Origin of the sequence: Streptomyces sp. NPDC096012, from assembly GCF_040426375.1 — a bacterium.
Lineage (GTDB): Bacteria > Actinomycetota > Actinomycetes > Streptomycetales > Streptomycetaceae > Streptomyces.
Window position 1 is genome coordinate 106117 of sequence record NZ_JBEOTD010000010.1, and the last position, 22660, is coordinate 128776.

General features: G+C 68.6%; 23 protein-coding genes, 1 tRNA gene and 1 pseudogene. 23 read left to right on the forward strand and 2 right to left on the reverse strand.

Annotation, left to right across the window (positions count from 1 at the left end):
- Positions 1–269: 269 nt before the first annotated feature.
- Positions 270–836, forward strand: a complete 567-nt coding sequence (locus ABVB68_RS13205; RefSeq protein WP_353601146.1) for a hypothetical protein — start codon at positions 270–272, stop codon at positions 834–836.
- A gap of 2 nt (positions 837–838) precedes the next feature.
- Positions 839–2281, forward strand: coding sequence for a hypothetical protein (locus ABVB68_RS13210; protein ID WP_353601147.1), 1443 nt, complete (start codon positions 839–841; stop codon positions 2279–2281).
- A 471-nt stretch (positions 2282–2752) separates the two neighbouring features.
- Here ABVB68_RS13210 and ABVB68_RS13215 read toward each other — a convergent pair whose 3' ends face one another.
- Entirely contained in the window at positions 2753–3793 is a 1041-nt protein-coding gene (locus ABVB68_RS13215; RefSeq protein ID WP_503006106.1) for a DUF1152 domain-containing protein, read from the reverse strand.
- Positions 3794–3928: 135 nt separating this feature from the next.
- Between ABVB68_RS13215 and ABVB68_RS13220 the strand changes: the two genes are divergently transcribed.
- The 15 genes from ABVB68_RS13220 to ABVB68_RS13290 all read left to right on the forward strand — a co-directional run bounded on the left by ABVB68_RS13220 (position 3929) and on the right by ABVB68_RS13290 (position 13963).
- Complete coding sequence (locus ABVB68_RS13220) at positions 3929–4669, forward strand: GntR family transcriptional regulator (RefSeq protein WP_353601149.1); 741 nt, start codon at positions 3929–3931, stop codon at positions 4667–4669.
- A gap of 277 nt (positions 4670–4946) precedes the next feature.
- On the forward strand, positions 4947–5381 hold the full coding sequence (locus ABVB68_RS13225) for an ATP-binding protein (RefSeq protein WP_353601150.1): 435 nt from the start codon (positions 4947–4949) through the stop codon (positions 5379–5381).
- An 86-nt stretch (positions 5382–5467) separates the two neighbouring features.
- Positions 5468–6196, forward strand: coding sequence for a GntR family transcriptional regulator (locus ABVB68_RS13230; RefSeq protein ID WP_353601151.1), 729 nt, complete (start codon positions 5468–5470; stop codon positions 6194–6196).
- A 123-nt stretch (positions 6197–6319) separates the two neighbouring features.
- Positions 6320–6670: an SCO3933 family regulatory protein gene (locus tag ABVB68_RS13235; RefSeq protein WP_353601152.1), complete on the forward strand. Its 351-nt coding sequence runs from the start codon at positions 6320–6322 to the stop codon at positions 6668–6670.
- Between the two features lie 5 nt (positions 6671–6675).
- Positions 6676–8049 (forward strand): FtsK/SpoIIIE domain-containing protein, encoded by a 1374-nt coding sequence (locus tag ABVB68_RS13240; RefSeq protein ID WP_353601153.1) that lies wholly within the window; start codon positions 6676–6678, stop codon positions 8047–8049.
- 75 nt (positions 8050–8124) lie between these two features.
- On the forward strand, positions 8125–8742 hold the full coding sequence (locus tag ABVB68_RS13245) for a DUF2637 domain-containing protein (RefSeq protein ID WP_353601154.1): 618 nt from the start codon (positions 8125–8127) through the stop codon (positions 8740–8742).
- A gap of 20 nt (positions 8743–8762) precedes the next feature.
- Complete coding sequence (locus ABVB68_RS13250; RefSeq protein WP_353601155.1) at positions 8763–8951, forward strand: RING finger protein; 189 nt, start codon at positions 8763–8765, stop codon at positions 8949–8951.
- Positions 8951–9142, forward strand: coding sequence for a mobile element transfer protein (locus tag ABVB68_RS13255; protein WP_353601156.1), 192 nt, complete (start codon positions 8951–8953; stop codon positions 9140–9142). Before ABVB68_RS13250 ends, ABVB68_RS13255 begins: the two co-directional genes overlap by 1 nt.
- Before the next feature lie 10 nt (positions 9143–9152).
- Positions 9153–9347: a hypothetical protein gene (locus tag ABVB68_RS13260; RefSeq protein WP_353601157.1), complete on the forward strand. Its 195-nt coding sequence runs from the start codon at positions 9153–9155 to the stop codon at positions 9345–9347.
- A gap of 14 nt (positions 9348–9361) precedes the next feature.
- A complete protein-coding gene (locus ABVB68_RS13265; protein WP_353601158.1) occupies positions 9362–9619 on the forward strand; it encodes a SpdD protein in 258 nt (85 codons plus the stop codon).
- Positions 9620–9751: 132 nt separating this feature from the next.
- Positions 9752–11071 (forward strand): replication initiator, encoded by a 1320-nt coding sequence (locus ABVB68_RS13270; RefSeq protein ID WP_353601159.1) that lies wholly within the window; start codon positions 9752–9754, stop codon positions 11069–11071.
- Positions 11047–11241: a helix-turn-helix transcriptional regulator gene (locus ABVB68_RS13275; RefSeq protein ID WP_353601161.1), complete on the forward strand. Its 195-nt coding sequence runs from the start codon at positions 11047–11049 to the stop codon at positions 11239–11241. Before ABVB68_RS13270 ends, ABVB68_RS13275 begins: the two co-directional genes overlap by 25 nt.
- On the forward strand, positions 11238–12611 hold the full coding sequence (locus ABVB68_RS13280) for a tyrosine-type recombinase/integrase (RefSeq protein ID WP_353601162.1): 1374 nt from the start codon (positions 11238–11240) through the stop codon (positions 12609–12611). Before ABVB68_RS13275 ends, ABVB68_RS13280 begins: the two co-directional genes overlap by 4 nt.
- Before the next feature lie 188 nt (positions 12612–12799).
- Positions 12800–13654, forward strand: a complete 855-nt coding sequence (locus ABVB68_RS13285) for a nuclease-related domain-containing protein (protein ID WP_353601163.1) — start codon at positions 12800–12802, stop codon at positions 13652–13654.
- A gap of 54 nt (positions 13655–13708) precedes the next feature.
- A complete protein-coding gene (locus ABVB68_RS13290; RefSeq protein WP_353601164.1) occupies positions 13709–13963 on the forward strand; it encodes a hypothetical protein in 255 nt (84 codons plus the stop codon).
- A 257-nt stretch (positions 13964–14220) separates the two neighbouring features.
- Here the strand turns inward: ABVB68_RS13290 and ABVB68_RS13295 are convergent.
- Positions 14221–14292: transfer RNA gene (locus ABVB68_RS13295), tRNA-Arg, on the reverse strand.
- A 208-nt stretch (positions 14293–14500) separates the two neighbouring features.
- Here ABVB68_RS13295 and ABVB68_RS13300 point away from each other — a divergent pair.
- The 6 genes and pseudogenes from ABVB68_RS13300 to thrB all read left to right on the forward strand — a co-directional run.
- Positions 14501–14995: pseudogene (locus ABVB68_RS13300) on the forward strand (response regulator); the annotation flags it as partial.
- Between the two features lie 689 nt (positions 14996–15684).
- The gene (gene nrtL / locus ABVB68_RS13305) at positions 15685–17058 is read left to right on the forward strand and encodes an ArgS-related anticodon-binding protein NrtL (protein ID WP_353601165.1); all 1374 of its coding nucleotides are present in this window, start codon (positions 15685–15687) and stop codon (positions 17056–17058) included.
- 54 nt (positions 17059–17112) lie between these two features.
- Positions 17113–18504, forward strand: a complete 1392-nt coding sequence (gene lysA / locus ABVB68_RS13310) for a diaminopimelate decarboxylase (protein WP_353601166.1) — start codon at positions 17113–17115, stop codon at positions 18502–18504.
- A gap of 317 nt (positions 18505–18821) precedes the next feature.
- A complete protein-coding gene (locus ABVB68_RS13315) occupies positions 18822–20114 on the forward strand; it encodes a homoserine dehydrogenase (RefSeq protein WP_353601167.1) in 1293 nt (430 codons plus the stop codon).
- A gap of 6 nt (positions 20115–20120) precedes the next feature.
- Positions 20121–21179, forward strand: coding sequence for a threonine synthase (gene thrC / locus ABVB68_RS13320; RefSeq protein ID WP_353601168.1), 1059 nt, complete (start codon positions 20121–20123; stop codon positions 21177–21179).
- A 302-nt stretch (positions 21180–21481) separates the two neighbouring features.
- Positions 21482–22399 carry a homoserine kinase gene (gene thrB, locus ABVB68_RS13325; RefSeq protein ID WP_353601170.1) on the forward strand — a complete coding sequence of 306 codons (918 nt, stop codon included), beginning with the start codon at positions 21482–21484 and terminating at the stop codon, positions 22397–22399.
- Positions 22400–22660: the final 261 nt, after the last annotated feature.

A 22660-nucleotide genomic window follows, 5' to 3' on the forward strand; every position in this document is an offset into this window, starting at 1 on the left:
GATGTGCGCCCCGGCGCCCCAACGGCTCTCGATGAGGCTTCGCAGTTCCTCGCTGACAGCCAGAACCGGGTGTTAGGTGCCAGGGTTGGCTCCGCGCGGATAATCTGGGGGGTTTATGGCATTTTGGTGCCTAATGGTCTACAGCCTTCTGGTGTGCGGCTACTCACGACGTTGGTCTGCACGCTGGTAGCCGCGCCGCCTCAACTCAGCACCCCGCCGACAGGTCGAACCCCTCGTCAAAGTCGAACCCCGATCACTACGCTGTACGCATGGTGGCTGAGTCCTCACACAGGGAAGGGGAGGCTGGTGTCCTCCTCGCCAAGCAGTGCCTTGAGAGCACGACGCATATTGAACTGCCGTTCGATGTGTACGAGTGCCCGGAACAGACCACTGTGATTCGACTCGATAACAAAATAAAACGCTTCGACCTGGCGGGGCACATTATTGCCACCAAGCGGCCCCTATTTGTCGAGGTCAAGGCATACAATGTGGTCGGCAAGCAGCCGGAAGAATACACCGAATATCTGGCAAACGCTTACAGTGCTACGGCTCGCGATATTCGTGACGGAATTGACCGCAAACGCGAGTTCATGTGGGTGACGTGGCACCCGTTCAGCCAAACTAAGTGGGTGAATCTCACCACCAAGAGTGAGATCAAGAATGCGCTCGCGGTGCATGAGGAAAGCCTTGGCGGAGCTGAAATTGATGACGACATCGTAGATCTGCTTACGAGTCGCCTGTGGTTGATGATGGTGAGCAAGCGGCAGGAGCAATTGCTGTTGACTCGCGAAGAGCTCTATACGGTGCAGGGCGCTCTCAAGCGCAAAGGAGCCTGACGGTGATCAACGAAACCATGCGTTCGGCCATTCACGAGGCTTTGGGTGCACACAACGGTGACGATTTGATCCGTGGCGTCAAGAGCGTCCTAATTCATGAGATCTCCGCACTCGATCCAGCGGTAAAGATCGAGAACACTGGATACTTCAACCATACGTTCGTGCCAGACTTGGTGATGACGTGGGGAGAGGGCAACCGTAAGCAGGAGCGTGACGTCTTTCTTCGGTTCAGCCTTCGAGCGGCGACCGTCGGGCGCGACGTGCAAGCGCTGGCCCAAGGGTCCCCTGTATTGCTAGCCCTCAAAGGCAGCGACACCGGTGACGAAGTCACAACTGTCCAGCAGGAGCTTGCCGAGGCCGGCGAGGTTCTGGTGACGGACGTCCCGGCGTTGGATGAGATCAGGTCCTCTGGGACCGTGCCAACCCCCGGGGAACCGGATGGCGTGTCGGAGCTCCATCCTCGGGGCGGCTCCCCCCTGCTGAACCTCGTACGCACCAGTGTCATGCGTGGTGGGCGTGGCCTACTGACCGCCGCAACGGCGCACGAGTTGAGGGGGCAGGCGCGGGGGCGCACCAGAGAGACAGAAATCAGCGAACTGCAAGAGTTCAGCGGTACTGTCCGAAATCTCTTTCGTGGAGAGACTGCTACTCGACTGGAAAGAGCTGCCCAGCTCATGCAAATGGGGCTGACGGGAGATGTAAGCCTCATTGAGCAGGCGCAGATGGTCGACCCCTCCGAAGATGAGTTGATTCGCGGTCGACTCTCCGAGAGTGAATTGCGGGTAATGCTGCCTTATCTATTGAGGCGGGATGATGTTACGAGTAATCCGCGTTATTGGCGCCACTTGGGGTCGATGGTCACACTGGAGCTCCTGGAAAGCATTGCCAGTGATCTCCAGGGTATTGATCTGACTCGTCTCGTCGAGCCGAATAAGGATTCCTGGCTAGCTTTGCGTGCAGCGCTCTCCTATAACGTCGAACCCAATCAAGAGGGAAATGAGTCCGGTCCTGCGAAGCGATGGGAAATCCGCGCGCGAATGCTCAATCTAATCTTGGGGCAGTATCGCGTGATGGTAACGGCAGATCGGCGGCGGATTCGGACACGTGAGGATAATCCTCCCGCTCGGTGGTCGGACATCGAAGAATGCCTTCAGGCGTTCCATTTGACTGGCGTTACCCTTGACGGCCTGGTTAGGCGCGTTCAGGTCACTGGCGAAAATCGAGCCGACGTTTATCGGGACGTACAGTCCATCACTGCGAGCATCCAAGACGACTTCCACGTACCAAGGGTGGAAATCGCGGCGTCAGATCATGAAGGTGCTCCGAAGATCTCGGCCGACTTCAGTACGTGGGCCGCAACCTCTGATAACGGCGTTTCTGTCGACAAGCTGACGGAAATCGCGACCAAAGTGCTTGGATATCGGTTCGAGATGCCCTCGGACTGATCGGAGACTGCGCGTTCGCCGGTCCACCTTCCCTCACCACCCCTCACCTAGCTCCCATCCCGTCCGCCGTCGACCCACACACCGTGGAGCGGGCGTGGTTCATGGCGTCCAGGTGGAGCGCGCCACTGTACGAACGACCTGGACGCCATGGGCCGCGTCTGCTCGGCTCTGCCTGGGTCGACGGTGGACGGGATGGGAGCACCCCACGCACGCCACTACGAACCCGCGGGCGGCAACGGCGCCCCCTCCATCCCGGTGCCGGCCGATCCCCCGCCGGAGGCATTGCCTTGACCGCGGGCCGCTCTGTGCGGTGCTCCCCTCATGGCTTCCGGCCCTATCCGCATGTGGGCGCGCGTCGGCGCAGCGCGGGCGGAGCGGGCCGAAGGCAGGAGCGGCGCCCGCAGCTGCGCCGACGCGCGCCCGGCGGAGCGGAGCGGAGCCGGGGCTTGAACCCGTAGAGAAAGTTGTTACTCAGGAAGTCCTAGTGATGCGCCACAAGGGCGCGTCGTACTGCTCCGGGCGGCTGTCGATGAGCAGCTGGCGCAGGGTGCTGCGCTGCGAGCCGTTGAGATTCAGAGCTTCGGTGATGCGGCGGAACGTCGTGTGGGTGACTCCACGGCTGCGGGCGTCTGCCTCGAACTGGTCCAGCTGCGGCAACACGACTTCGGCATCCAGCTTCACGGGTGATTGGTCCTTCAGCCACGCGGCCTTGTTGCGCTCATAGTCGATCTCGGAGAAACCGCAGATCTCGCGGCTGTGCGCCTCGACCTCGTCCAGGGCGGCCGTCGTCATGATGGCCCGGGCCAGGTTGTTGCGGCTCACCGCTTCGTCCAGGTCGACCTCGTGGACCCGTGGGCCCTCGTCGGTGAGAGCCACAGGGAGGCCGGCATCGCGTACCTCGCAGGTGCCCCGGACGCCTCGGGCCGTAGCGGCGAGCATCGCGGTTGCCTCGGAGGGGTGCCACTCCAGGACTTTGCTGATCCGCTGCACGTCGTCCGCGGTGAGGGTGTGGACGACAGTGCCGAGCATCGGGCGGAGGTCGTCCGGGGAGAGTTCGCCGTCCAGGCCGGGGCCGGCGACCAGGAGGCGGACCGACGCGTTCACTTGGCAGGCAGCGGCCAGGGTGAGGGCATCGGCGAGAGGGCTCTTCAGCGTCGGCTCGTCGCCCCGGGCAAGGATGTCACCGCCCACGTCCAGGAGGTCGATGGACTCTGGCTCGAAGTGACTGACCAGTTCTTCCAGCTGACGCGTTACGCCTTCGGCACCTTGGTATGGGTCGAGCAGTGCGAAGGTATGCGGGAGTTCCGCGGCGAGCCTCGGCAGTGTGGAACCGGCTGGTGCGATCGGACGGGCCTCGGCCGGCACTGCCGAGACGGCCGGGGTGATCTGCTGGAGGCCGGTGAAGTCGCGGGCTCCTCGTGGGCCCGGTACCGGGTCGATGAGCAGGCGGTCCCACGCGTACGTGAGGATCACCGCCTGGTCCTCGTCACCGTAGAGGGCGGCGTGAAGCATTGCGGCGGCGACTGCGTCGCCACCTCCTCCTGCTGCGACGATCAACCGCGTCATGCTGCCCAGCGTACGGGTTCGAATACTGGCCACTCAGCCTATAGTGGCTAGAGGCCATAGCCACTTGGGCGAGGAGGGCACATGCCTCAGATCGAGGAGGCTCAGCCGAAGTATCTCCAGATCGCGCATTTCATCCGTGATCAGATTCTTCGGGGAGACTTGCGACCGGGGGAGGAGGTCCCCTCGGAGCGTCAACTTGCGGCGGTTTGGAAGGTGTCCAGGCCGACGGCTGCCCGCTCGTTGGAGGCGCTGAGTCATCAGGGGCTTGTCGAGAAGCGGCAGGGATCGGGTACCTACGTCCGGAGCCTGGAAGTCAATCGCCGTGCGCGGGAGTTGTACGGGCGCGCTCGCCAGACGGGGAAGATCTACACCCCTGGTGAGTACGCGGTGATCACGTCGGCCGGCTGGATGGAGGCGCCGGACCACGTCGCCGAGGCGCTGGGGCTGACGAAGGACCGGCGGGCCGTGCATCGGCGGCGTGTCACCAACAACCAGGAGGGGCCCATCACCCTGTCCACCTCCTGGTTCGCGCCGGACGTCGGTCAGAAGGCGCCCAAGCTCATGGACCCGGAGCGGATTCAAGAAGGCACCCTGATGTACGTAGAGACCATGACGGGACGTCAAGGGAGCTACGCGGAAGACCGCATGTGCGCTCGTTCGGCGACCGACGAGGAGGCGGCGGACCTCCAGCTGGAGGGCGGTTCGGCCGTGCTGGTGGTTCATCACGTGGTCTTCGACCTCCAGGACCGTCCGCTGGAGTTCGCCGAGGCGACGTACCCGCCTCACCGTTGGGCGTTCGAGCAGAGCTACCCCCTCACCTGATGGTTGGTCCGATTGCGTCGAACCGCTTGCACGTCACAAGTGGCTAATGCCACTATCCAGTAAGTGGCTAAGGCCACTTAGGGAAGGGGGCACGGGTGTGACGAGTCAGCGGCGGCAACAGGACGCGCGCTTAGTTTGCCGGGGTTGCAGGGGGCGCGGATGGAAGCGTGTCAGCTCGCGCACCACGCTGGCGCTCTCCACCGTGAACAACCGTGCCCGTGTCACATCGAAGCGACGGTGCCTCGACTGCGACGGCACCGGCAAGGAGTGAGCACGGATGGCCTACTTGCTCGACCGCAACCCGTCTCCGGAGTCACCTCGGCTCGGGGCGATGACTCTGCACCCGACCCCTGAATCGGTGCCCCGGGCTCGACGCTGGTTCAAGAAGTTCATCGCCCCCTACAGCCCGGCCTGCTCGGTTGACGACTGTGTGCTGATGATCTCGGAACTGGTGACCAACGCCATCCTCTACGGCCGGTCCGATGAGCCGTGGCTCGTCCGGGTGGAGTGGTTCCGTGACGGGGCCTCGCTTCGGGTGGAGGTCCACAACCCGGGCTTCCCTGTGAACGTGCGGCTGCGCCGGCTGGACGCCGAGGAAGCGCACGGGCGCGGCCTGCTGCTGGTCGATTCCATCGCCGACTCGTGGCACTCAGGGCCGAGCGCCTTCGGCGGCACCGTTGTGTCCTTCGTGATGGCCGATGCCTGGCTCTGACCGGAGCACCCGCTATTTCATTGCATTGCAATGGCCCGCTAGTCTGGTTGACCAGTTGACTTGGCCAATCTCGATGGGCGGCGTTCATGGCGTATGAGGTGGAGGCACCGAAGTACGTACGCCTCGCGCAGACCATCCAGCGGCGCATCGAGGACGGTACGTATCCGCCCGGCACCCGCGTCCCCAGCGAAAATCAGCTGGTGCAATCCTTCGGGATGTCCCGCCCGACCGTCGTGCGGGCGCTGGAGCTGTTGAAGCGGGACGGCTGGCTGGAGTCTCGCCAGGGCTTCGGCACGATCGTGCGTGGGCGGCCGACCGCCGCGGAGCAGAAGGACCGCAGAGGCCGTGAGGCGCTGGAGCGCGACGAGTCACGGACTCCCGGTCGCCTCGTGGGGGTCGGTGAAGTACCTGTTCCCGCCCGTGTCGCCTCTGCGCTTGGTTTGCCGAGGCGTGCCAAGGTGCTCATGCGCCGGTTCCTCGTCGAAGAGGAAGGCGAAGCTGCCGAGCTGGTCTCGTCCTACTTCCCCGCGGCCCTGGTCGACGGCACGCAGTTGGCGAGCAGTGAGGCCTTGGGTGGAAGTCTGCGTGATCATCTGGAGTCGCGGAAGAAGGTCCGCTTCGACCACGTGACGGAACGGGTCTCGGCCCGGCTGCCAGAAGCGGGTGAAGCCGGCCTTCTCGGCATCCCCGACGGCGTTCCTGTCCTCAGCGTCCTTGTAGTCGCCTGTGATGCCGCAGGGCAGGCGTTGCAGGTCTCTGACGTGCTGCTGCCTGCCGATCGGCAGGAACTCGAAGACACCTACCGCCTGAGCTGACCCAGGCCCGAAGTCGCGAAGCCACCGTTTTCACTTGACAAGTCAAGTTGGCATCCCTAGCTTCGAACTTGCTAAGTCAACTTGTCAGGTGACGGTTGACTGACTTCGAAGGAGAGATCTTCTGTGCGTGTGATCCGCATTGACGCTTCGGCCGCCACGATCCTGCTGACCGAAGCCCCGGCCCCCAAGGTGCGCGACCGACAGACCGGTGAAATCGCCAAGGACGCCGTGACCGGTGAGGCGCTGATGACTGTCGGCGTCGTTTACATCGACGAGGGCGAGTCGTCGCTGATCCAGGTCACCGTGCCCGAAAGCGGGGTGACGGACGGTCTGACCGTCGGCGCCCCGGTCTCGCTGCCGGGCCTCGTCGCCCGTCCGTGGGAAAGCGTGTTCAACGGCCAGCAGCGTCACGGCATCGCCTACCGGGCCACCGCAGTGACGCCGGGCGCCTTCCCGATGGCTCAGGCGGGCTGATCCGCGTGACGGACCTGATGACGGTTGCCGAGGTGAGCGGGTCGCTCGCTGCGATAGGCGGCGCGGCCTACGCCCGGCGCGCCCATCCGGCCGTGTACTGGTCCACAGTCGGCCTCCCCGTCTCGGTGGCCCGGCTGCTGGCCTCGTACTCCTCGACCATGGACGCCTGCGGCCTGACCGTCGAGCCGTCCCGATGGCGGGCGCTGGCCGTCAAGGCGACGACTCGCCGTGAGGTTCGACCTGTGCCGCCCCGCCGGGGTCTCATCCGGCCCACCCCGACGGGCCTGCGGGTTCGGCTGCGGCTGGCGCCGGGGCAGGAGCCGGCGGATGTGGCGGCTTCGGCTGAACGGCTCCGGCACGCCTGGGGCGTGCACGCCGTGTACGTCCGGGAGATCAAGCCCGGTGTCGTCGAACTGCGGCTCGTCGGCTTCGACGTCCTGCGGAAGGTCCGCATGCCCCGTCGGATCGATGGCGGGCTGCTGCGGGTGCCGGTGGCCCTGCGAGAGGACGCGACCGCGTTCTTACGCGACTACCGCGCCGTACCGCACGAACTCGTCCTCGGCGCCACGCTGTCCGGCAAGTCCATGTACCTGCGGAACCTGCTTACCGAGCTGGCGGCTCAGCCCGTGGTCCTGGTCGGCATCGACTGCAAGCGCGGGGTCGAGCTGTCGCCGTTCGCCGCCCGGCTTTCTGCCCTGGCAACCGATCCGGAGCAGGCGGCCGAGCTGCTGCCCGTGCTCGTGAAGGAAATGGAGGACCGCTACGACCTGATCAAGACCCGACAGGGCATCACGCCCGGCACGCCGGATGAGCTGATCACCTCGGACATCTGGGGCCTGCCCGAGAGCGAGCGCCCCGCTCCCATTGTCCTGTTTATCGACGAGGTGGCCGAACTCTTCCTCGTCGCCACGCGGAAGGAGGAGGAACGGCGGGACGAGATGGTCACCCAGCTCATCCGCCTCGCCCAGCTCGGCCGCGCTGCCGGGATCTACCTGGAGGTGTGCGGACAGCGGTTCGGCGCCGAACTGGGCAAGGGCGCGACCATGCTCCGCGCACAGCTCACCGGACGTGTCTGCCACCGGGTCAACGACGAAGCGTCCGCCAAGATGGCGCTGGGCGACATCGCCCCTGAGGCAGCCCTCGCCGCCTGCGCTATCGCTGCAGAAAGCCCCGGCCTGGCCGTGGCTGGTGACACCTCCGGCGGATGGTCTCGCATCCGCACTCCGTACCTGTCCCTCGCCGACGCTGCGGCAGCTTGCCGGAGAACGGCGCACATCGCCCCCGACATAGCGGCGCTCAAGCCCTTCCGGCCGTACGTCCCGCCTGCGCCCGCGGGGCTCTCGGGGCCAGTCGCCACCGCCAAGCCGGTCACCGAGTAACCGAGCCCATCTCACGGCCGGCGCAGCCGTCCCGCGCCACGTCCCTACCCCGCCATGCCCGAAGAAGGGAGAGAGATGGCCCGCCCTACCGTGCGTGTGGACGCCGTGTTGGTCCACGCGGTCATTGCCGGTGCTCTGTCCTTCGCCCACCTCCACGACCTGGCAGCCGCTGCCGGACAGGCCGGTTGGAAGGCGTGGGCGTACCCGATCAGCGTGGACCTGCTCCTGGTGGCTGCCTGGCGGCGGCTCCGTTCCGGCGGAACGAGAGCGGCGGCCTGGTGCTGGTTCGTCGTCGCACTGACCGCGTCGCTCGGGGCCAACGTAGCCACGGCCGGGCTCCTCGACCTGGGCGACGTACCGGCTTGGCTCCGCATCCTCGTCGCCGGGTGGCCGGCCGTCGCCTTCCTCGGCGGAACCCTGCTCGTCCACGGCTCCAACGAGCCGGACGAAGAGCCGCTTCAGGAAGCCACCTCGCCCCATTCGGCCCCCTCAGTCCCTGCACTGCCCGCCAAGGAAACCGAACCGGCTCCGACCTCGACGGCCCCTGTCCCGCCCGCCCTCGTCGCCCTGGCTCGCAAGGTCGCCGACGAGCACCGCGCGCGGACCGGATCCGCCATCGACACCCCGACCCTTCGCGCCCGGCTAGGCGTCCCGCTGCCACTCGCTGAAGCCATCGCCGCACAGCTCACCTGACCACGGAGGAACCACCCTTCATGCGCCCGTCCACGCTCCGCGCGCTGAAACGCGCCGCCGAGCTGACCCGCCAGAACCGCCTCACCGAAGCCGTACTGATCGCCGAGCCGGTGATCCTCACCGCCGACAGCTACGAGGGCGACGAGATCTTGCGCTGGCTCGCCGAGCACGTCACCGACTTCACCAGCGACAACAAGGAGGCCCGCTGATGGCCGCCAAACGCCGCTTCCGCAGCGTGATCCGCATCGGCCCCGTTCAGGTCGGCACGTACTACGACGGCCGGGGCCGCGAGAAGCACACCGCCGCCTGTACGGCTCCGCGCTGCGGCTTCTCGACCGACTACGACAGCCGTGCCGCTGCCGAACTGGCCGCCCGTACCCACCGCTGCGCCGTCCGCTGAGGAGACCCCTGTGACCGTCTCGCTCCCGCTCGTCTTCGTCCTGGGCGTCATCGCGTGGGCCGCGATCAAGTTCCTCGGCGTCCGCCTCTGGGTTGCCGTCGTGATCGCCATGTTCGGCTTCTGGCTCTCGCACACCTTCCTCGCCCCCGCCATCGAGTCCGGCACCCGCTCCGGCGTCGGCGTCGTCAACGGCACCCACAAGTGACAAGGAGGTTCCCCATGCTGCGCCCCAAGCTCCCCGACGTCCCGACCCTGCCGACCACGATCCCGACGTCTCAGCAGGTCCAGGCTCCGGCTCCCTCCGCCGGCCGTCCGGTCGCCCCGTACGTGGGTATGGGCGCCGGAGCCGTGGCCGCCGTGGTCGTCGTCGGCATCGTGCTCACCGCGCTCCTGGCCGCGGTCGCCATCTCGGCCGTCTCCGTGGCCATCGCCGCCGTGGTCCTGCGCTCCCTCGTCAGCAACGCGCACAAGCGCTGACCGGCCTCCGGGGCGACAACAACGCCGCCAAGCATCCCGTCGCCCCGGGGCCTTCGCTCCCGACCGCAGAAACAGCCGAAAGGAACTCCCATCATCACCCGGCAGACTCCGCCCCCGCTGGCGGAACTCTCCATGCTGGCCTCGCTGGGCACCATGCCCGAGCTGGCCCGACAGCTCTCCGGCCTGGGCGGCTGCACCAACCCCGTCCGCCTCGACGGCCACCGCACCGAATACGAGGTCAACCCGACCACCGGTGAGATCGGTCGAGTCCTGCACCACCTCGACTCCGGCTCGCTTGCCGCCGGCCAGCTCCTCATCCGCTGCAACAACCGCCGCGCCACCCGCTGTGCCGCCTGCGCCGAGACCTACCGCCGCGACACCTTCCACCTGATCACCGCTGGTCTGCGGGGCGGCAAGGGCACACCGGAACAGGTCGGCACACACCCGCGTGTCTTCGCCACCTTCACCGCCCCCGGCTTCGGCCCAGTTCACAACCGCCCCTCCGGCGGACGTGACTGCCGCTGCGGCATCCGGCACGAGGAAGCGGATCCCGCCCTGGGCTCGCCTCTCGACCCGGGCACCTACGACTACGAAGCGGCCGTGCTCTGGAACGCGCACGCCGGAGCCTTGTGGCGGCGCTTCTCGATCTACCTCCGCCGCGAGGTCGCCAAGCGCGCCGGCCTCACCCAACGCGACTTCCGCGATCACGCCCGGATCTCGTTCGCCAAGGTCGCCGAGTACCAAAAGCGGGGCGCCGTCCACTTCCACGCGGTCATCCGCCTCGACGGCCCGGAAGGTGGCGACACGCCTCCACCGGCCTGGGCCACCACCGAGCTGCTGACCGACGCCATCGGTGCGGCTGCCGCTGCTGCACGCGTCGACGGACCGGAGATCGACGGCCGGGCGCACTCGTTCGTCTTCGGCCGCCAGCTCGACGTCCGCCCGATCCGCTCCGCCGACTTCAACGACGGCCAGGAGCTGACCGAACGAGCCGTCGCGGCATACATCGCCAAGTACGCCACCAAAGGCGCCGAGACCGCGACCGGCACCCTCGACCGGCCGATCAGGTTCCTCGCCGAACTGGCCCAAGCCAGGATCACTGAACACGCCCGACGCATGATCCGTACCGCCTGGACCCTCGGCGCACGCCCCGAGCTGGCGGACCTCCGGCTCCGTGCCTGGGCGCACATGCTCGGCTTCCGCGGCCACTTCTCCACCAAGTCCCGCCGCTACTCCACCACCCTCGGCGCCCTCCGCGACGCCCGCGCCGAATGGCGCCGAGCCCAAACCAGTTCGGTTGTCCCGCAGGACGACGAAACCACCCTCGTCCTCACCCACTGGGTCTTCGCCGGCACCGGCCTCTCCCGCGCCGAAGCCTGGCTCACCGCATCCCTCGAACCCGCCCCCGGAACGGAAGGAGAACCGACATGGACGCCCGCCGCGACGAGCTGATGACCGTTCGCGAGGTCTTGGACGAACTGGGCGGCGTTTCTCGCCGGACGTTCTACCGCTGGCGTGAGCTGGGGTTGGGGCCAGCCGCTTTCAAGCTCCCCAACGGTGAGCTTCGGGTCTGGCGCAGTGATTTCACCTCGTGGCTACGGCAGTTAGAGGAGGCGGCGTGAAGTCTCTGGACGTCAAGGTCTGGGGCGTACGCAAGCGGGACACCAAGACTCCCTCGTACGGCGTTCGCTGGTCCGTCGCGGGCAACGTCTTCTCTGACTCGTTCCGCACCAAGGCGCTCGCCGATCACTACCGCGCGAAGCTCATGAGTGCCATGCGGGGCGGCGAAGAGTTCGACACGGAAACTGGTCTTCCGGCTTCGATGGAAGAAAAGAAGTCGCCATTGTCCTGGTACGACTTCGCCCTCAGGTATCTCGCAATGAAGTGGCCGCACGCTGCACCCAATACGCGAGACGGTATCAACGAATCTCTGACCACCGTGACCATGGAACTGCTCGCGGAGCGCGCAGGACGACCGTCCGACGAGGAGATCCGCAAGGCCCTACGTAACTGGGCCTTCGTGCTGCCAGGCGTCGACGACCGGGAAGCCCCGGACAATGTCCGGAACGTCCTGCACTGGGTAGTGAAGGCTTCCCGGCCGCTCGCGGACCTCGCTGAACCGGCAACGGCCCGCGCGGTGCTCGATGGGCTGAAGCTCAAGCTCGACGGCACCGCGGCAGCTGCCGAGACCGTGCGGCGGAAGCGGCGGACCCTCGTCAACGCTGCGAACTACGCGGTCGACCTGGGGGAGCTGCGGGAGAATCCGATCACGGCGGTTCGCTGGCAGAAGCCCAAGGTCTCGAACCAGGTCGATCCGCGTGTTGTGGCCAACCCGGAACAGGCCCGCAATCTCCTGGCGGCGGTGTCCTACGTGGGCGGCTACCGGCGTGCTCGCGGCCGGCGTCTCGTCGGGCTGTTCGCAGCGATGTACTTCGGTGGCCTCCGGCCCGCTGAGGCGGTCGGCCTGGTCGAAACTGACCTTGTCCTTCCTGAGCGGGGCTGGGGATCGGCGCTGCTCCATCGGACCCGTCCTTCGGTCGGCAAGCAGTGGACGGACTCGGGGGAGACCCACGACGACCGCGGGCTCAAGAATCGACCGGCCGAGGACGTTCGGCGTGTGCCCATCCCGCCCCAGCTCGTCGCCGTGCTGCGCGAGCACCTGGCCACGTTCGGCACGGCGGAGGACGGGCGGCTCTTCTTCAGTGAGAAGGGTTCGGTCGTCCCGTCCTCGACCTACTACCGCGTGTGGCAAGAGGCTCGGCTTCTGGCGCTTCCGCCAGCTGTCGCGGCCTCGCCGCTCGCGAGCAGGCCGTACGACCTTCGGCACTCGGCGCTGTCGACGTGGCTCAATGCGGGAGTGGATCCCACCGAGGTTGCCGAACGCGCCGGCAACAGCGTTGAGGTCCTGCTGACCCGCTACGCGAAGTGCCTCGACGGACGGCAGGACGTCGCCAACCGTCGCATCGAGGACCTGCTCCGCGAGTACGAGTGAGACAACCTGCACCCACACTGAGGCCTCAGGCATGCCGCCTGGGGCCTCCCTCGCGATGGCCCTAACTGCGCCGATGCCTCGTTCGGGAGCGGCGAGCTGAGTCGAGCGGCGCACCCTGCGGTCTTGTGGCCTCGTCTCGCTTGCTGCTGGCATATCTGCAACGGCAACTCGGGAGCACAGGGAGCCTTATGGAACTGCACGTCACGCGCTGGAAGCGGTACGGGCATGATCGCCTGTACGCCAACCTGCCTGATGGCACAGCGGTCGGTTGGGCGGACGTCACGACGGGGGACATCACGGTTTTGCGGGCCGAGTGTCGTGACGACGTGATCGCCGTGCTCGCGAAGCACTTACAGAACCTCACCGAGCCTGTCCCTCCAGACAGGGCGTCGGAGGTTCAGGCGCGTCCGATGCTGCCGCCTCTGACGCCGGCCGACGACCTGGCCAACAACCCTCCCGGGAAGTCCATACGTGATCTGCTCGATGAATCCGGACCGGGTCTAATGGAGCGAGTCGTCTCACGGCTTCTGCGGCGGCCCTCGGAATGGGACCCCTGGCGAAAGGGGTTGGCGGGGGAGCGCCGAGTGGGAGCTGAGTTGAACCGCTTGGGGCGCCACGGCTGGCGCGTCCTGCACTCCGTCCCCTTGGCCAACAAAGTGGATATCGATCACTTACTGATCGGGCCGGGCGGAGTGTTCAGCATCAATACGAAGCACCACCACAAGCGAGCCGTATGGGTCGGGGACGATTCCGTAAAAGTCGATCACGGGAAACCGGCGCCCTACGCACGCAAGAGTCGGGCAGAGGCCAAGCGGGTCACCCGAGTGCTTGAGCGCTATTGCGACTTCCCGGTACTGGTGGAGCCGGTGCTCGTCTTCGTCGGTGTGACCGAGCTGAAGGTGGTCGCTACGCAGCTCGATGTCAGGGTGTATCAGGAGCGCCAGGTATCGGCCCTTGGTCCGCTCTCAGGCGTTCTCACGGCCGACCAGGTGGAACGGGTGTACAGCGTTGCTCGCCACCGTCAGGCTTGGAGCCACACCTGATTTGGTGGACAGCGGCTGGCGGGCGAGGTCTTAGGGCTGAGGGGTGACCACCGAATGAAGAACGCGAAGCTGATGGCGCTGACTGGTCTGGCGGGTGCGGCTGTGGTCTCGGGACTGGCTGTACTGATGAAAAACGACGTGGTGAAGAGCCCGCTGTTCAGGGCTGCAGCGGAGAAGTTGCAGAACGAGACAAGGAAGCGGCAGGAAGAGGAGGCGCGGCGCCGGCGTGCCATCAAGCGGAAGGACGACTACTTCAGGAAGCAGCGCGAGGAGGCGGCACGCCAAGCCCGCAGCAACAACCACGATTAGGTGTCGGCAGTCCTCGTGGGAGCCCGTTGGTCGCCTTGGTGGCGTGATGGTGTGTATCAAGGCGGCGGCACCTGGCGCCGGTGCCGGCCTCGCCCTTTCATGGGCCTCACCTGCGGTGATGCTCCAAGATCCCGTCCACGCCTCGTCCACAGACCCCGGCATACACCCGCTCCGGGCCGCACACGCCTGCACATACGCGAAGACCCCGGCCTCAGCGTTTCCGCTGGTGACGGGGTCTTTGGGCACCTCATGCTGGGTGCCCCCGGCAGGATTCGAACCTGCGCACACGGCTCCGGAGGCCGTTGCTCTATCCCCTGAGCTACGGGGGCGTGTCGGTTGTTGAGCTGCTCGCTCGCGGCGACGGGTAGAACACTAGCAGGTCCGGCGGGGTGATCAGGAACCCGTTTCGTCGGGGTGGGGGAGTGCAGGGCCATGTCCGGGGTGGAGGTGGGGGAGGGCGGGTCCTCTGCGGGGGTGGGCGCGGAGGGCGGGAGGTCCTCTCGCGGGTGGCACTGCAGTCGCCTGTACGGGGTGGAAGTGGGGAAAACCCGGACGCGGTGGCCGGTCCGGACCTACTCTCGACGTGTGTCAGGCGCGTCGGGCCGGGTGCTTGTTGTGGACGACAACAAGGTCATCCGCCAGCTGATCAGGGTCAACCTCGAGCTTGAAGGGCTCGAGGTCGTGACCGCGGCCGATGGTGCCGAGTGTCTGGATGTGGTGCATCAGGTACGGCCTGATGTCGTGACCCTCGATGTCGTCATGCCCCGGCTGGACGGCCTGCGCACCGCCGCCCGGCTCCGCGCCGATCCCCGTACGCATCACCTGCCCCTCGCCATCATCAGTGCGTGCACGCAGTACGAGGTCGAGACCGGCCTCGACGTCGGTGTCGACGCCTTCCTCGCCAAGCCCTTCGAGCCGGCCGAACTCGTGCGCCTCGTCAAGGACTTGATCGGCCGGCGGGCCGGGCCCGGGGGAGATGGGCACCGAGGAGGCGCACGTCCTGGAGGCGCCGGCAATGGTGGCGGACATGCGTCTGATGGGCACGGAGGCCCCGCGCCCGGAGACGGGCGTGCGGATGAAGGGCATGTGGGTGACGAGCACGGAGGTCCTGCTCGTGGAAGAGAGGCGCGTGGGCGGCGGGGAAGCGAGCCGGGGTCCGGTGGGGGCGGTGACGGAGAAGCCGACGATGACGGTGTCCCCGGCGAGGTGCCGGGTGGGATCTCCTTCGGCGGTGGATAGCGGCTCAGTCACGGACGAGGTTCCGCGGTGCGATCCTCTTCGGCGCGGGTAGCGCGGCTGAGGCGGTGACTAGCGGCTAAGTCTGTCGCCGACGCCGACGCCGGGACCGGGGACAGACGCCGACACCGAGGCCCACGCTGCCGGTGCCAGAGGGCGTGCCGGTCGCGGCACCAGGCACGTGGTTTCGCGTCCGCGATCTTCTCGGTACCCGGAGTGTCGCGCCCTCCGCGCCCGGCCAGGGTGTGTCGTAGCCCCGTAGCCCCGTAGCCCCGTAGCCCCGTAGCCCCGTAGCCCCGTAGCCCCGTAGCCCCGTAGCCCCGTAGCCCCGTAGCCGTAGGTCTCCCTGGCCGTTGGTCTCCGCGGCCCTCCGCCACCAGCGGGTCCGGCTCCGGCATGGGAATCCCCGTACCGTCCGCCATTCGCCCGTTCCACAGGCTGAACCGGCTCGCCTACCCGCCCCCCTCCTCCCCTACGCTTGTCCCGTGACCCCCGTCGAGCTCTCCCGTACCGTGCTGCGCGCGGTGCGTCGTGCTGTGGACGACGGGGAGCTGAGTGTGAGCGTTCCCGAGCGGGTGGTGGTGACCGAGCCGGGGCCCGGAGGATGCGGGGACTACGCCACCAACATCGCCCTCCAGCTCGCCCGGCCGGCCGGGATGCCGCCGCCGCGGGTCGCCGAGATCCTGTGGGCCCGTCTCGCCGGCGCCGACGGTATCCGGGACGTCGTCGTCACCGGGCCCGGGTTCCTCAACATCACCCTCGACGCGCAGGTCGACCTCCTCACCGGCCTGGTCCGGGAGATCCGCGAGCGCGGAACCGCCTACGGGCACGGTGACGCGCTTGCCGGGCAGGTCCTCGCGCTGCGCGTGCCCTACGAGGTCCGGGCCGAGGTCGTCGCCGACGCGGTGGTGCGGATCGTGGCCACCCAGGGCGGCCGGGCCACAGTCGAGCACGGTGAGCCCGTCAACCTGCGGCCCGTACCCGCTCCGGAGGACCCCGCCCCGCTCGGCCCCGACGCCGCCCAGTGGGCGCTCCTCCACCCCGCCCCGCACGACCGGCCCCGGATCACCGCCGACCACCTGGTCCAGCGGGAGAGCAACCCCCTCTTCCGCGTCCGGTACGCCCACGCCCGCATCCGCTCCCTGAGCCGCAACGCCGCCCGCCTGGGCTTCACCGCCGAGCCCGGCCCCGTCGACCTCGGTTGCACCCGCACAACATCCCGTCCGGGCCTCCCCGCCGAGCCCAGCCCCGTCACCCTCGGCCGCACGCACAGCGAGTCCGGATCGGGCCCCATCGCCGAGCCCGGCCCCGTCGACCTCGGTTGCACCCGCACTACATCCCGCCCGGGCCTCCCCGCCGAGCCCAGCCCCGTCACCCTCGGCCGCACGCACAGCGAGTCCGGCCCGGGCCTCCCCGCCGAGCCCGCCCCCGTCACCCTCGGCCGCCCCCCGGCGCAGCCGTCCGCCGGTGCTCGCGAGGCCGGCGGGGCCCACCCGACCCGGCCGCACGGCGGCGTGCCCATCGGTTCCGGCGCCCCGAGGAACCCCGCCGCACCCCCGGCCCCCAGCGCCCCCAGCGCCCCCGGCGCTCCCCCGAGCGTCCGCCCCCTCATCACCCCCCTCACCGACCACCCCCGCATCCTCGCCGCGGCCGCCACCCACCGTGCCCCGGACCGGGTTGCCCGGCATCTGGTCAGCCTTGCCGATGCCGTGCTGCCTCTGCTGGCCTCCGTGCTTCCCCGCGGTGAGGAGAAACCCTCGGCCGCCCACCGTGCCCGGCTGGCTCTCGCCGAAGCCGTCGGGACGGTGCTGGCCGGTGGCCTGTCCCTGCTCGGCATCGACGCACCCGAACACCTCTGAGGGCCGCGGAAGACATGGGCCCCGGAGAGACACAGAGAGTCTGAGAGTCACGTCATGAGCCGTTCCGCGCACCCCGCCGGGCCCCGCCACGCCGACGTCCTGCCCGAGGGGCACTACTCGGCGCCGCCCACGGACCTCAACGCCCTCGACCGCAAGGTGTGGGCCCAGACCGTCACCCGCGACGCCGACGGTGTCGTGACCGTGGGCGGGATCGGCGTCACCCGGCTCGCCGAGGAGTTCGGCACCCCCGCCTACATCCTCGACGAGGCCGACTTCCGGGCCCGGGCCCGCGCCTGGCGTGCCGCCTTCGGGGCCGACGCCGACGTGTTCTACGCCGGCAAGGCATTCCTCTCGCGCGCCGTCGTGCGCTGGCTGGACGAGGAGGGGCTGAACCTGGACGTGTGCTCCGGCGGCGAGCTCGCCACCGCGCTGTCCGCCGGCATGCCCCCCGAGCGCATCGCCTTCCACGGCAACAACAAGTCCGCCGAGGAGATCGAGCGGGCGGTCGCCGCCGGCGTCGGACGTATCGTCCTCGACTCCTTCCAGGAGATCGTGCGCGTCGCCCACACCGCGCAGTCCCTCGGGAAGCGGCAGAAGGTCCAGATCCGGATCACCGTGGGGGTGGAGGCGCACACGCACGAGTTCATCGCCACCGCCCACGAGGACCAGAAGTTCGGCATCCCGCTCGCCGGCGGGCAGGCCGCCGAGGCGGTACGGCGGGCCCTGACGCTCGACGGGCTCGAACTGATCGGCATCCACAGCCACATCGGGTCGCAGATCTTCGACATGTCCGGCTTCGAGGTCGCCGCCCACCGGGTGGTCGGGCTGCTGAAGGACGTCCGGGACGAGCACGGGGTCGAACTGCCCGAGATCGACCTCGGTGGCGGCCTCGGCATCGCCTACACCAGCGACGACGACCCCCGCGAGCCGCACGAGATCGCCAAGGCGCTCACCGAGATCGTCGGCCGGGAGTGCGAGGCGGCCCGGCTGCGGACGCCCCGCATCTCCGTCGAGCCCGGGCGCGCCATCGTGGGCCCCACCGCCTTCACCCTCTACGAGGTCGGCACCGTCAAGCCGCTGGAGGGGCTGCGTACGTACGTCTCCGTCGACGGCGGGATGTCGGACAACATCCGGACCGCGTTGTACGACGCCGAGTACAGCGTCGCGCTCGTCTCCCGGGCCTCCGTCGCCGAGCCCATGCTCGCCCGCGTGGTCGGCAAGCACTGCGAGAGCGGGGACATCGTGGTCAAGGACGCGTTCCTGCCCGCGGACCTCGCGCCCGGTGACCTGATCGCCGTACCGGCCACGGGTGCGTACTGCCGGTCCATGGCCAGCAACTACAACCACGTGCTCCGGCCGCCGGTCGTCGCCGTGCGCGACGGTGAGGCCCGGGCCATCGTCCGGCGGGAGACGGAGGAGGACCTCCTGCGTCTCGACGTCGGGTGAGCACACCGCGGGCGACCCCGGAGACGTCCGCGAGGATTTCCCGGGCGACCCCCGGGAGACCCCCGCAAGGATTTCCCGGGCGGCCCCGGGGAGGCCCCCGCGAGATTCCCGCGAGACCCCCGGGAAGGCGCCGGAAAAGGATCACCTCGGGGGCGGGGGCACCAGGGAACGGCCCGGAACACCGGGGGTGGAAGATCTACGGTCTTCGGCCGCCGTGCAAATGAAATAGATGTCTCACGATCCGGACGAAGGGTAGAAACTCCCGTCCGGTGAGTGAGACTGGTCCAACCGTAGACGGTATGAGGAAACGAGGTCGGATGATGCGTACGCGTCCGCTGAAGGTGGCGCTGCTGGGCTGTGGAGTGGTCGGCTCAGAGGTGGCGCGCATCATGACGACGCACGCCGACGACCTCGCCGCCCGGATCGGCGCCCCGGTGGAGCTGGCGGGCGTGGCCGTACGGCGGCCGGGCAAGGTGCGCGAGGGCATCGACCCCGCCCTCGTCACCACCGACGCCACCGCCCTCGTCAAACGCGGCGACCTCGACGTGGTCGTCGAGGTCATCGGCGGGATCGAGCCCGCCCGGTCGCTGATCACCACCGCCTTCGCGCACGGCGCCTCCGTCGTCTCCGCCAACAAGGCGCTGCTCGCCCAGGACGGCGCCGCCCTGCACGCCGCCGCCGGGGAGCACGGCCGGGACCTGTACTACGAGGCCGCCGTCGCCGGCGCCATCCCGCTGATCCGGCCGCTGCGCGAGTCCCTCGCCGGGGACAAGGTCAACCGGGTGCTCGGCATCGTCAACGGCACCACCAACTTCATCCTCGACAAGATGGACTCCACGGGGGCGGGCTACCAGGAGGCCCTCGACGAGGCCACCGCCCTGGGGTACGCCGAGGCCGACCCGACCGCCGACGTCGAGGGGTTCGACGCCGCCGCCAAGGCCGCCATCCTCGCCGGGATCGCCTTCCACACGCGCGTGCGTCTCGACGACGTCTACCGCGAGGGCATGACCGAGGTCACCGCCGCCGACTTCCAGTCGGCCAGGGAGATGGGCTGCACCATCAAGCTGCTCGCCATCTGCGAGCGCGCCAAGGACGGGGCGTCCGTCACCGCGCGCGTGCACCCGGCGATGATTCCGCTCAGCCATCCGCTGGCCTCCGTGCGCGGCGCGTACAACGCCGTCTTCGTGGAGTCCGACGCCGCCGGTCAGCTGATGTTCTACGGCCCCGGCGCCGGCGGTTCGCCGACCGCCTCCGCGGTCCTCGGCGACCTCGTCGCCGTCTGCCGCAACCGGCTGAGCGGCACCACCGGACCCGGCGAGTCGGCGTACGCGGACCTGACCGTCTCCTCCATGGGGGAGGTCGTCACGCGCTACCACATCAGCCTCGACGTGGCCGACAAGCCGGGTGTGCTCGCCCAGGTCGCCACCGTCTTCGCCGAGCACGGGGTGTCGATCGACACCGTTCGGCAATCGGGCAAGGACGGCGAGGCCTCCCTCGTCGTCGTCACCCACCGGGCCTCCGACGCCTCCCTCACCGGGACCGTCGAGGCACTGCGCAAGCTCGACACCGTGCGGGGTGTCGCCAGCATCATGCGGGTTGAAGGAGAGTAACCAGCAATGACTCACCAGTGGCGCGGAATCATCGAGGAGTACCGGGACAGGCTGCCGGTCTCCGACAGCACGCCGGTCGTGACGCTCCGCGAGGGCGGCACGCCCCTCGTGCCCGCGCAGGTGCTCTCCGAGCGCACGGGGTGCGAGGTCCACCTGAAGGTGGAGGGCGCGAACCCCACCGGGTCCTTCAAGGACCGCGGCATGACCATGGCCATCTCCAAGGCCAAGGAGGAGGGGGCGAAGGCCGTCATCTGCGCCTCCACCGGCAACACCTCCGCCAGTGCGGCCGCGTACGCCGTACGGGCCGGCATGGTCTCCGCCGTGCTCGTGCCGCAGGGCAAGATCGCCCTGGGCAAGATGGGCCAGGCCCTCGTGCACGGCGCGAAGATCCTCCAGGTGGACGGCAACTTCGACGACTGCCTCACCCTCGCCCGGGAACTGAGCGAGAACTATCCCGTGGCGCTGGTGAACTCCGTGAACCCGGTGCGGATCGAGGGCCAGAAGACGGCCGCCTTCGAGATCGTGGACATGCTCGGCGACGCGCCCGACATCCACGTCCTCCCGGTCGGCAACGCGGGCAACATCACCGCCTACTGGAAGGGGTACCGGGAGTACGCCGCCGACGGCATCGCCGCCGGGACCCCCCGCATGTGGGGCTTCCAGGCCTCCGGCAGCGCCCCGATCGTGCGGGGCGAGGTGGTCAAGGACCCGTCGACCATCGCCACCGCCATCCGCATCGGCAACCCGGCCTCCTGGAGCTACGCCCTCGCCGCGCGCGACGAGTCCGGCGGCTTCATCGACGAGGTGACGGACCGTGAGATCCTGCGGGCCTACCGGCTGTTGGCCGCGCAGGAGGGCGTCTTCGTGGAGCCCGCCTCCGCCGCCTCCGTGGCCGGTCTGCTCAAGGCCGCCGAGCAGGGCAAGGTCGACCCGGGCCAGCGCATCGTGTGCACCGTCACCGGCAACGGCCTGAAGGACCCCGACTGGGCCGTCGCCGGCGCCCCGCAGCCGGTCACCGTTCCGGTCGACGCGGCCACCGCCGCCGAGCGCCTCGGACTCGCCTGACCGCCGGCGGCCCGGGGCTCCCGACGGGGAGCCCCGGGCCGCCCCGGCACGGAGCACGACGGGCCGACGACACGCATCGTGCGCCTCCTGTGCGCCCTATGTCGCCACAGAACCTTCCTTCGATAGGCTGTACCGAACCCGCCTACCGCATATGCCCCCGCGTGTATGGCACGGCGCCGCGCCGTCTCCGCGGCCCGACGGGTCTTCGTACGTCATCGGATGTCCACCGAACATCGGCCGGATGCCATCGAGTCCTTCGACCGTCGTCCGACCGCACGCAGCTCAAGGAGAGTCAACGAGCGATGGCCGGTCCAGCGTTCCGCGCCGCCGCCGTCCGGGTGCGCGTACCCGCCACCAGCGCCAATCTCGGCCCGGGCTTCGACGCCCTGGGTCTCGCGCTGGGGCTCTACGACGACGTGGTCGTCCGGGTGGCCGACTCCGGGCTGCACATCGACATCGCGGGTGAGGGCGGCGAGACCCTGCCCCGGGACGAACGCCACCTGCTCGTCCGCGCCCTGCGCACCGCCTTCGACCTGCTGGGCGGACAGCCGCGCGGGCTCGAGATCGTGTGTGCCAACCGCATCCCGCACGGCCGCGGCCTGGGCTCCTCCTCCGCCGCCATCTGCGCCGGGATCGTGGCCGCCCGCGCGGTGACCATAGGCGGCGAGGCCCGCCTGGACGACGCCGCGCTGCTGGAGCTGGCCACCGAGATCGAGGGCCACCCGGACAACGTGGCGGCCTGTCTGCTCGGCGGCTTCACCCTGTCCTGGATGGAGTCCGGCGCCGCCCGGGCCATCAGGATGGAGCCGAACGATTCCATCGTTCCGGTGGTTTTCGTGCCCGGTAAGCCGGTCCTGACGGAGACCGCGCGCGGCCTTCTCCCGCGCACCGTGCCGCACGTCGACGCCGCCGCCAACGCGGGCCGCGCCGCCCTGCTCGTCGAGGCCCTCACCCGGCGCCCCGAGCTGCTGCTGCCGGCCACCGAGGACCGTCTCCACCAGGAGTACCGCGCCCCGGCCATGCCGGACAGCGCGGCACTGGTGGACCGGCTGCGGGCCGACGGCATCCCGGCCGTGATCTCGGGTGCCGGACCCACCGTCATGGCCCTCACCGACGTCGGCACCGCCGACAAGGTGGAGGCCCTGGCCGGCACCGACTGGGCCGCCAACCGGCTGAGCCTGGACCTGCAGGGAGCGAGCGTGCTGCCGCTTGCGACCTGAGACACGGTTGCCGGATTTCGAGAGGGGGAATGTTTGTTGGATCCGGTAGTGTTAACCTCAAGTCTGCACCCGACCCCACCATGGCGAGGTGCCTTGTGTCCCCGTCCGGGACAGACATTCTTCCGGGAGCCTCCCAAGCCACTCCGTGTCCCTTGCGCCGTACCTGGGCAGTACGTCGTATGCGGGCACTGAGCGGGTCGCCGGGCACGCTCCGGAATTGGTGCTACCACGCCACGTGACACCAGGTGCCACGGCTCGCGG

Coding starts and splice junctions, on each gene's coding strand:
- ABVB68_RS13265 (WP_353601158.1), top strand. CDS start 9,362: ATGCTGCGCCCCAAGCTCCCCGACGTCCCGACCCTGCCGACCACGATC.
- ABVB68_RS13205 (WP_353601146.1), top strand. CDS start 270: ATGGTGGCTGAGTCCTCACACAGGGAAGGGGAGGCTGGTGTCCTCCTC.
- ABVB68_RS13215 (WP_503006106.1), bottom strand. CDS start 3,793: ATGCTTCACGCCGCCCTCTACGGTGACGAGGACCAGGCGGTGATCCTC.
- lysA (WP_353601166.1), top strand. CDS start 17,113: ATGAGCCGTTCCGCGCACCCCGCCGGGCCCCGCCACGCCGACGTCCTG.
- ABVB68_RS13290 (WP_353601164.1), top strand. CDS start 13,709: ATGAAGAACGCGAAGCTGATGGCGCTGACTGGTCTGGCGGGTGCGGCT.
- ABVB68_RS13250 (WP_353601155.1), top strand. CDS start 8,763: ATGCGCCCGTCCACGCTCCGCGCGCTGAAACGCGCCGCCGAGCTGACC.
- ABVB68_RS13285 (WP_353601163.1), top strand. CDS start 12,800: ATGGAACTGCACGTCACGCGCTGGAAGCGGTACGGGCATGATCGCCTG.
- ABVB68_RS13245 (WP_353601154.1), top strand. CDS start 8,125: ATGGCCCGCCCTACCGTGCGTGTGGACGCCGTGTTGGTCCACGCGGTC.
- thrB (WP_353601170.1), top strand. CDS start 21,482: ATGGCCGGTCCAGCGTTCCGCGCCGCCGCCGTCCGGGTGCGCGTACCC.
- ABVB68_RS13315 (WP_353601167.1), top strand. CDS start 18,822: ATGATGCGTACGCGTCCGCTGAAGGTGGCGCTGCTGGGCTGTGGAGTG.
- thrC (WP_353601168.1), top strand. CDS start 20,121: ATGACTCACCAGTGGCGCGGAATCATCGAGGAGTACCGGGACAGGCTG.
- ABVB68_RS13275 (WP_353601161.1), top strand. CDS start 11,047: ATGGACGCCCGCCGCGACGAGCTGATGACCGTTCGCGAGGTCTTGGAC.
- ABVB68_RS13220 (WP_353601149.1), top strand. CDS start 3,929: ATGCCTCAGATCGAGGAGGCTCAGCCGAAGTATCTCCAGATCGCGCAT.
- ABVB68_RS13255 (WP_353601156.1), top strand. CDS start 8,951: ATGGCCGCCAAACGCCGCTTCCGCAGCGTGATCCGCATCGGCCCCGTT.
- ABVB68_RS13225 (WP_353601150.1), top strand. CDS start 4,947: ATGGCCTACTTGCTCGACCGCAACCCGTCTCCGGAGTCACCTCGGCTC.
- ABVB68_RS13270 (WP_353601159.1), top strand. CDS start 9,752: ATGCTGGCCTCGCTGGGCACCATGCCCGAGCTGGCCCGACAGCTCTCC.
- ABVB68_RS13230 (WP_353601151.1), top strand. CDS start 5,468: ATGGCGTATGAGGTGGAGGCACCGAAGTACGTACGCCTCGCGCAGACC.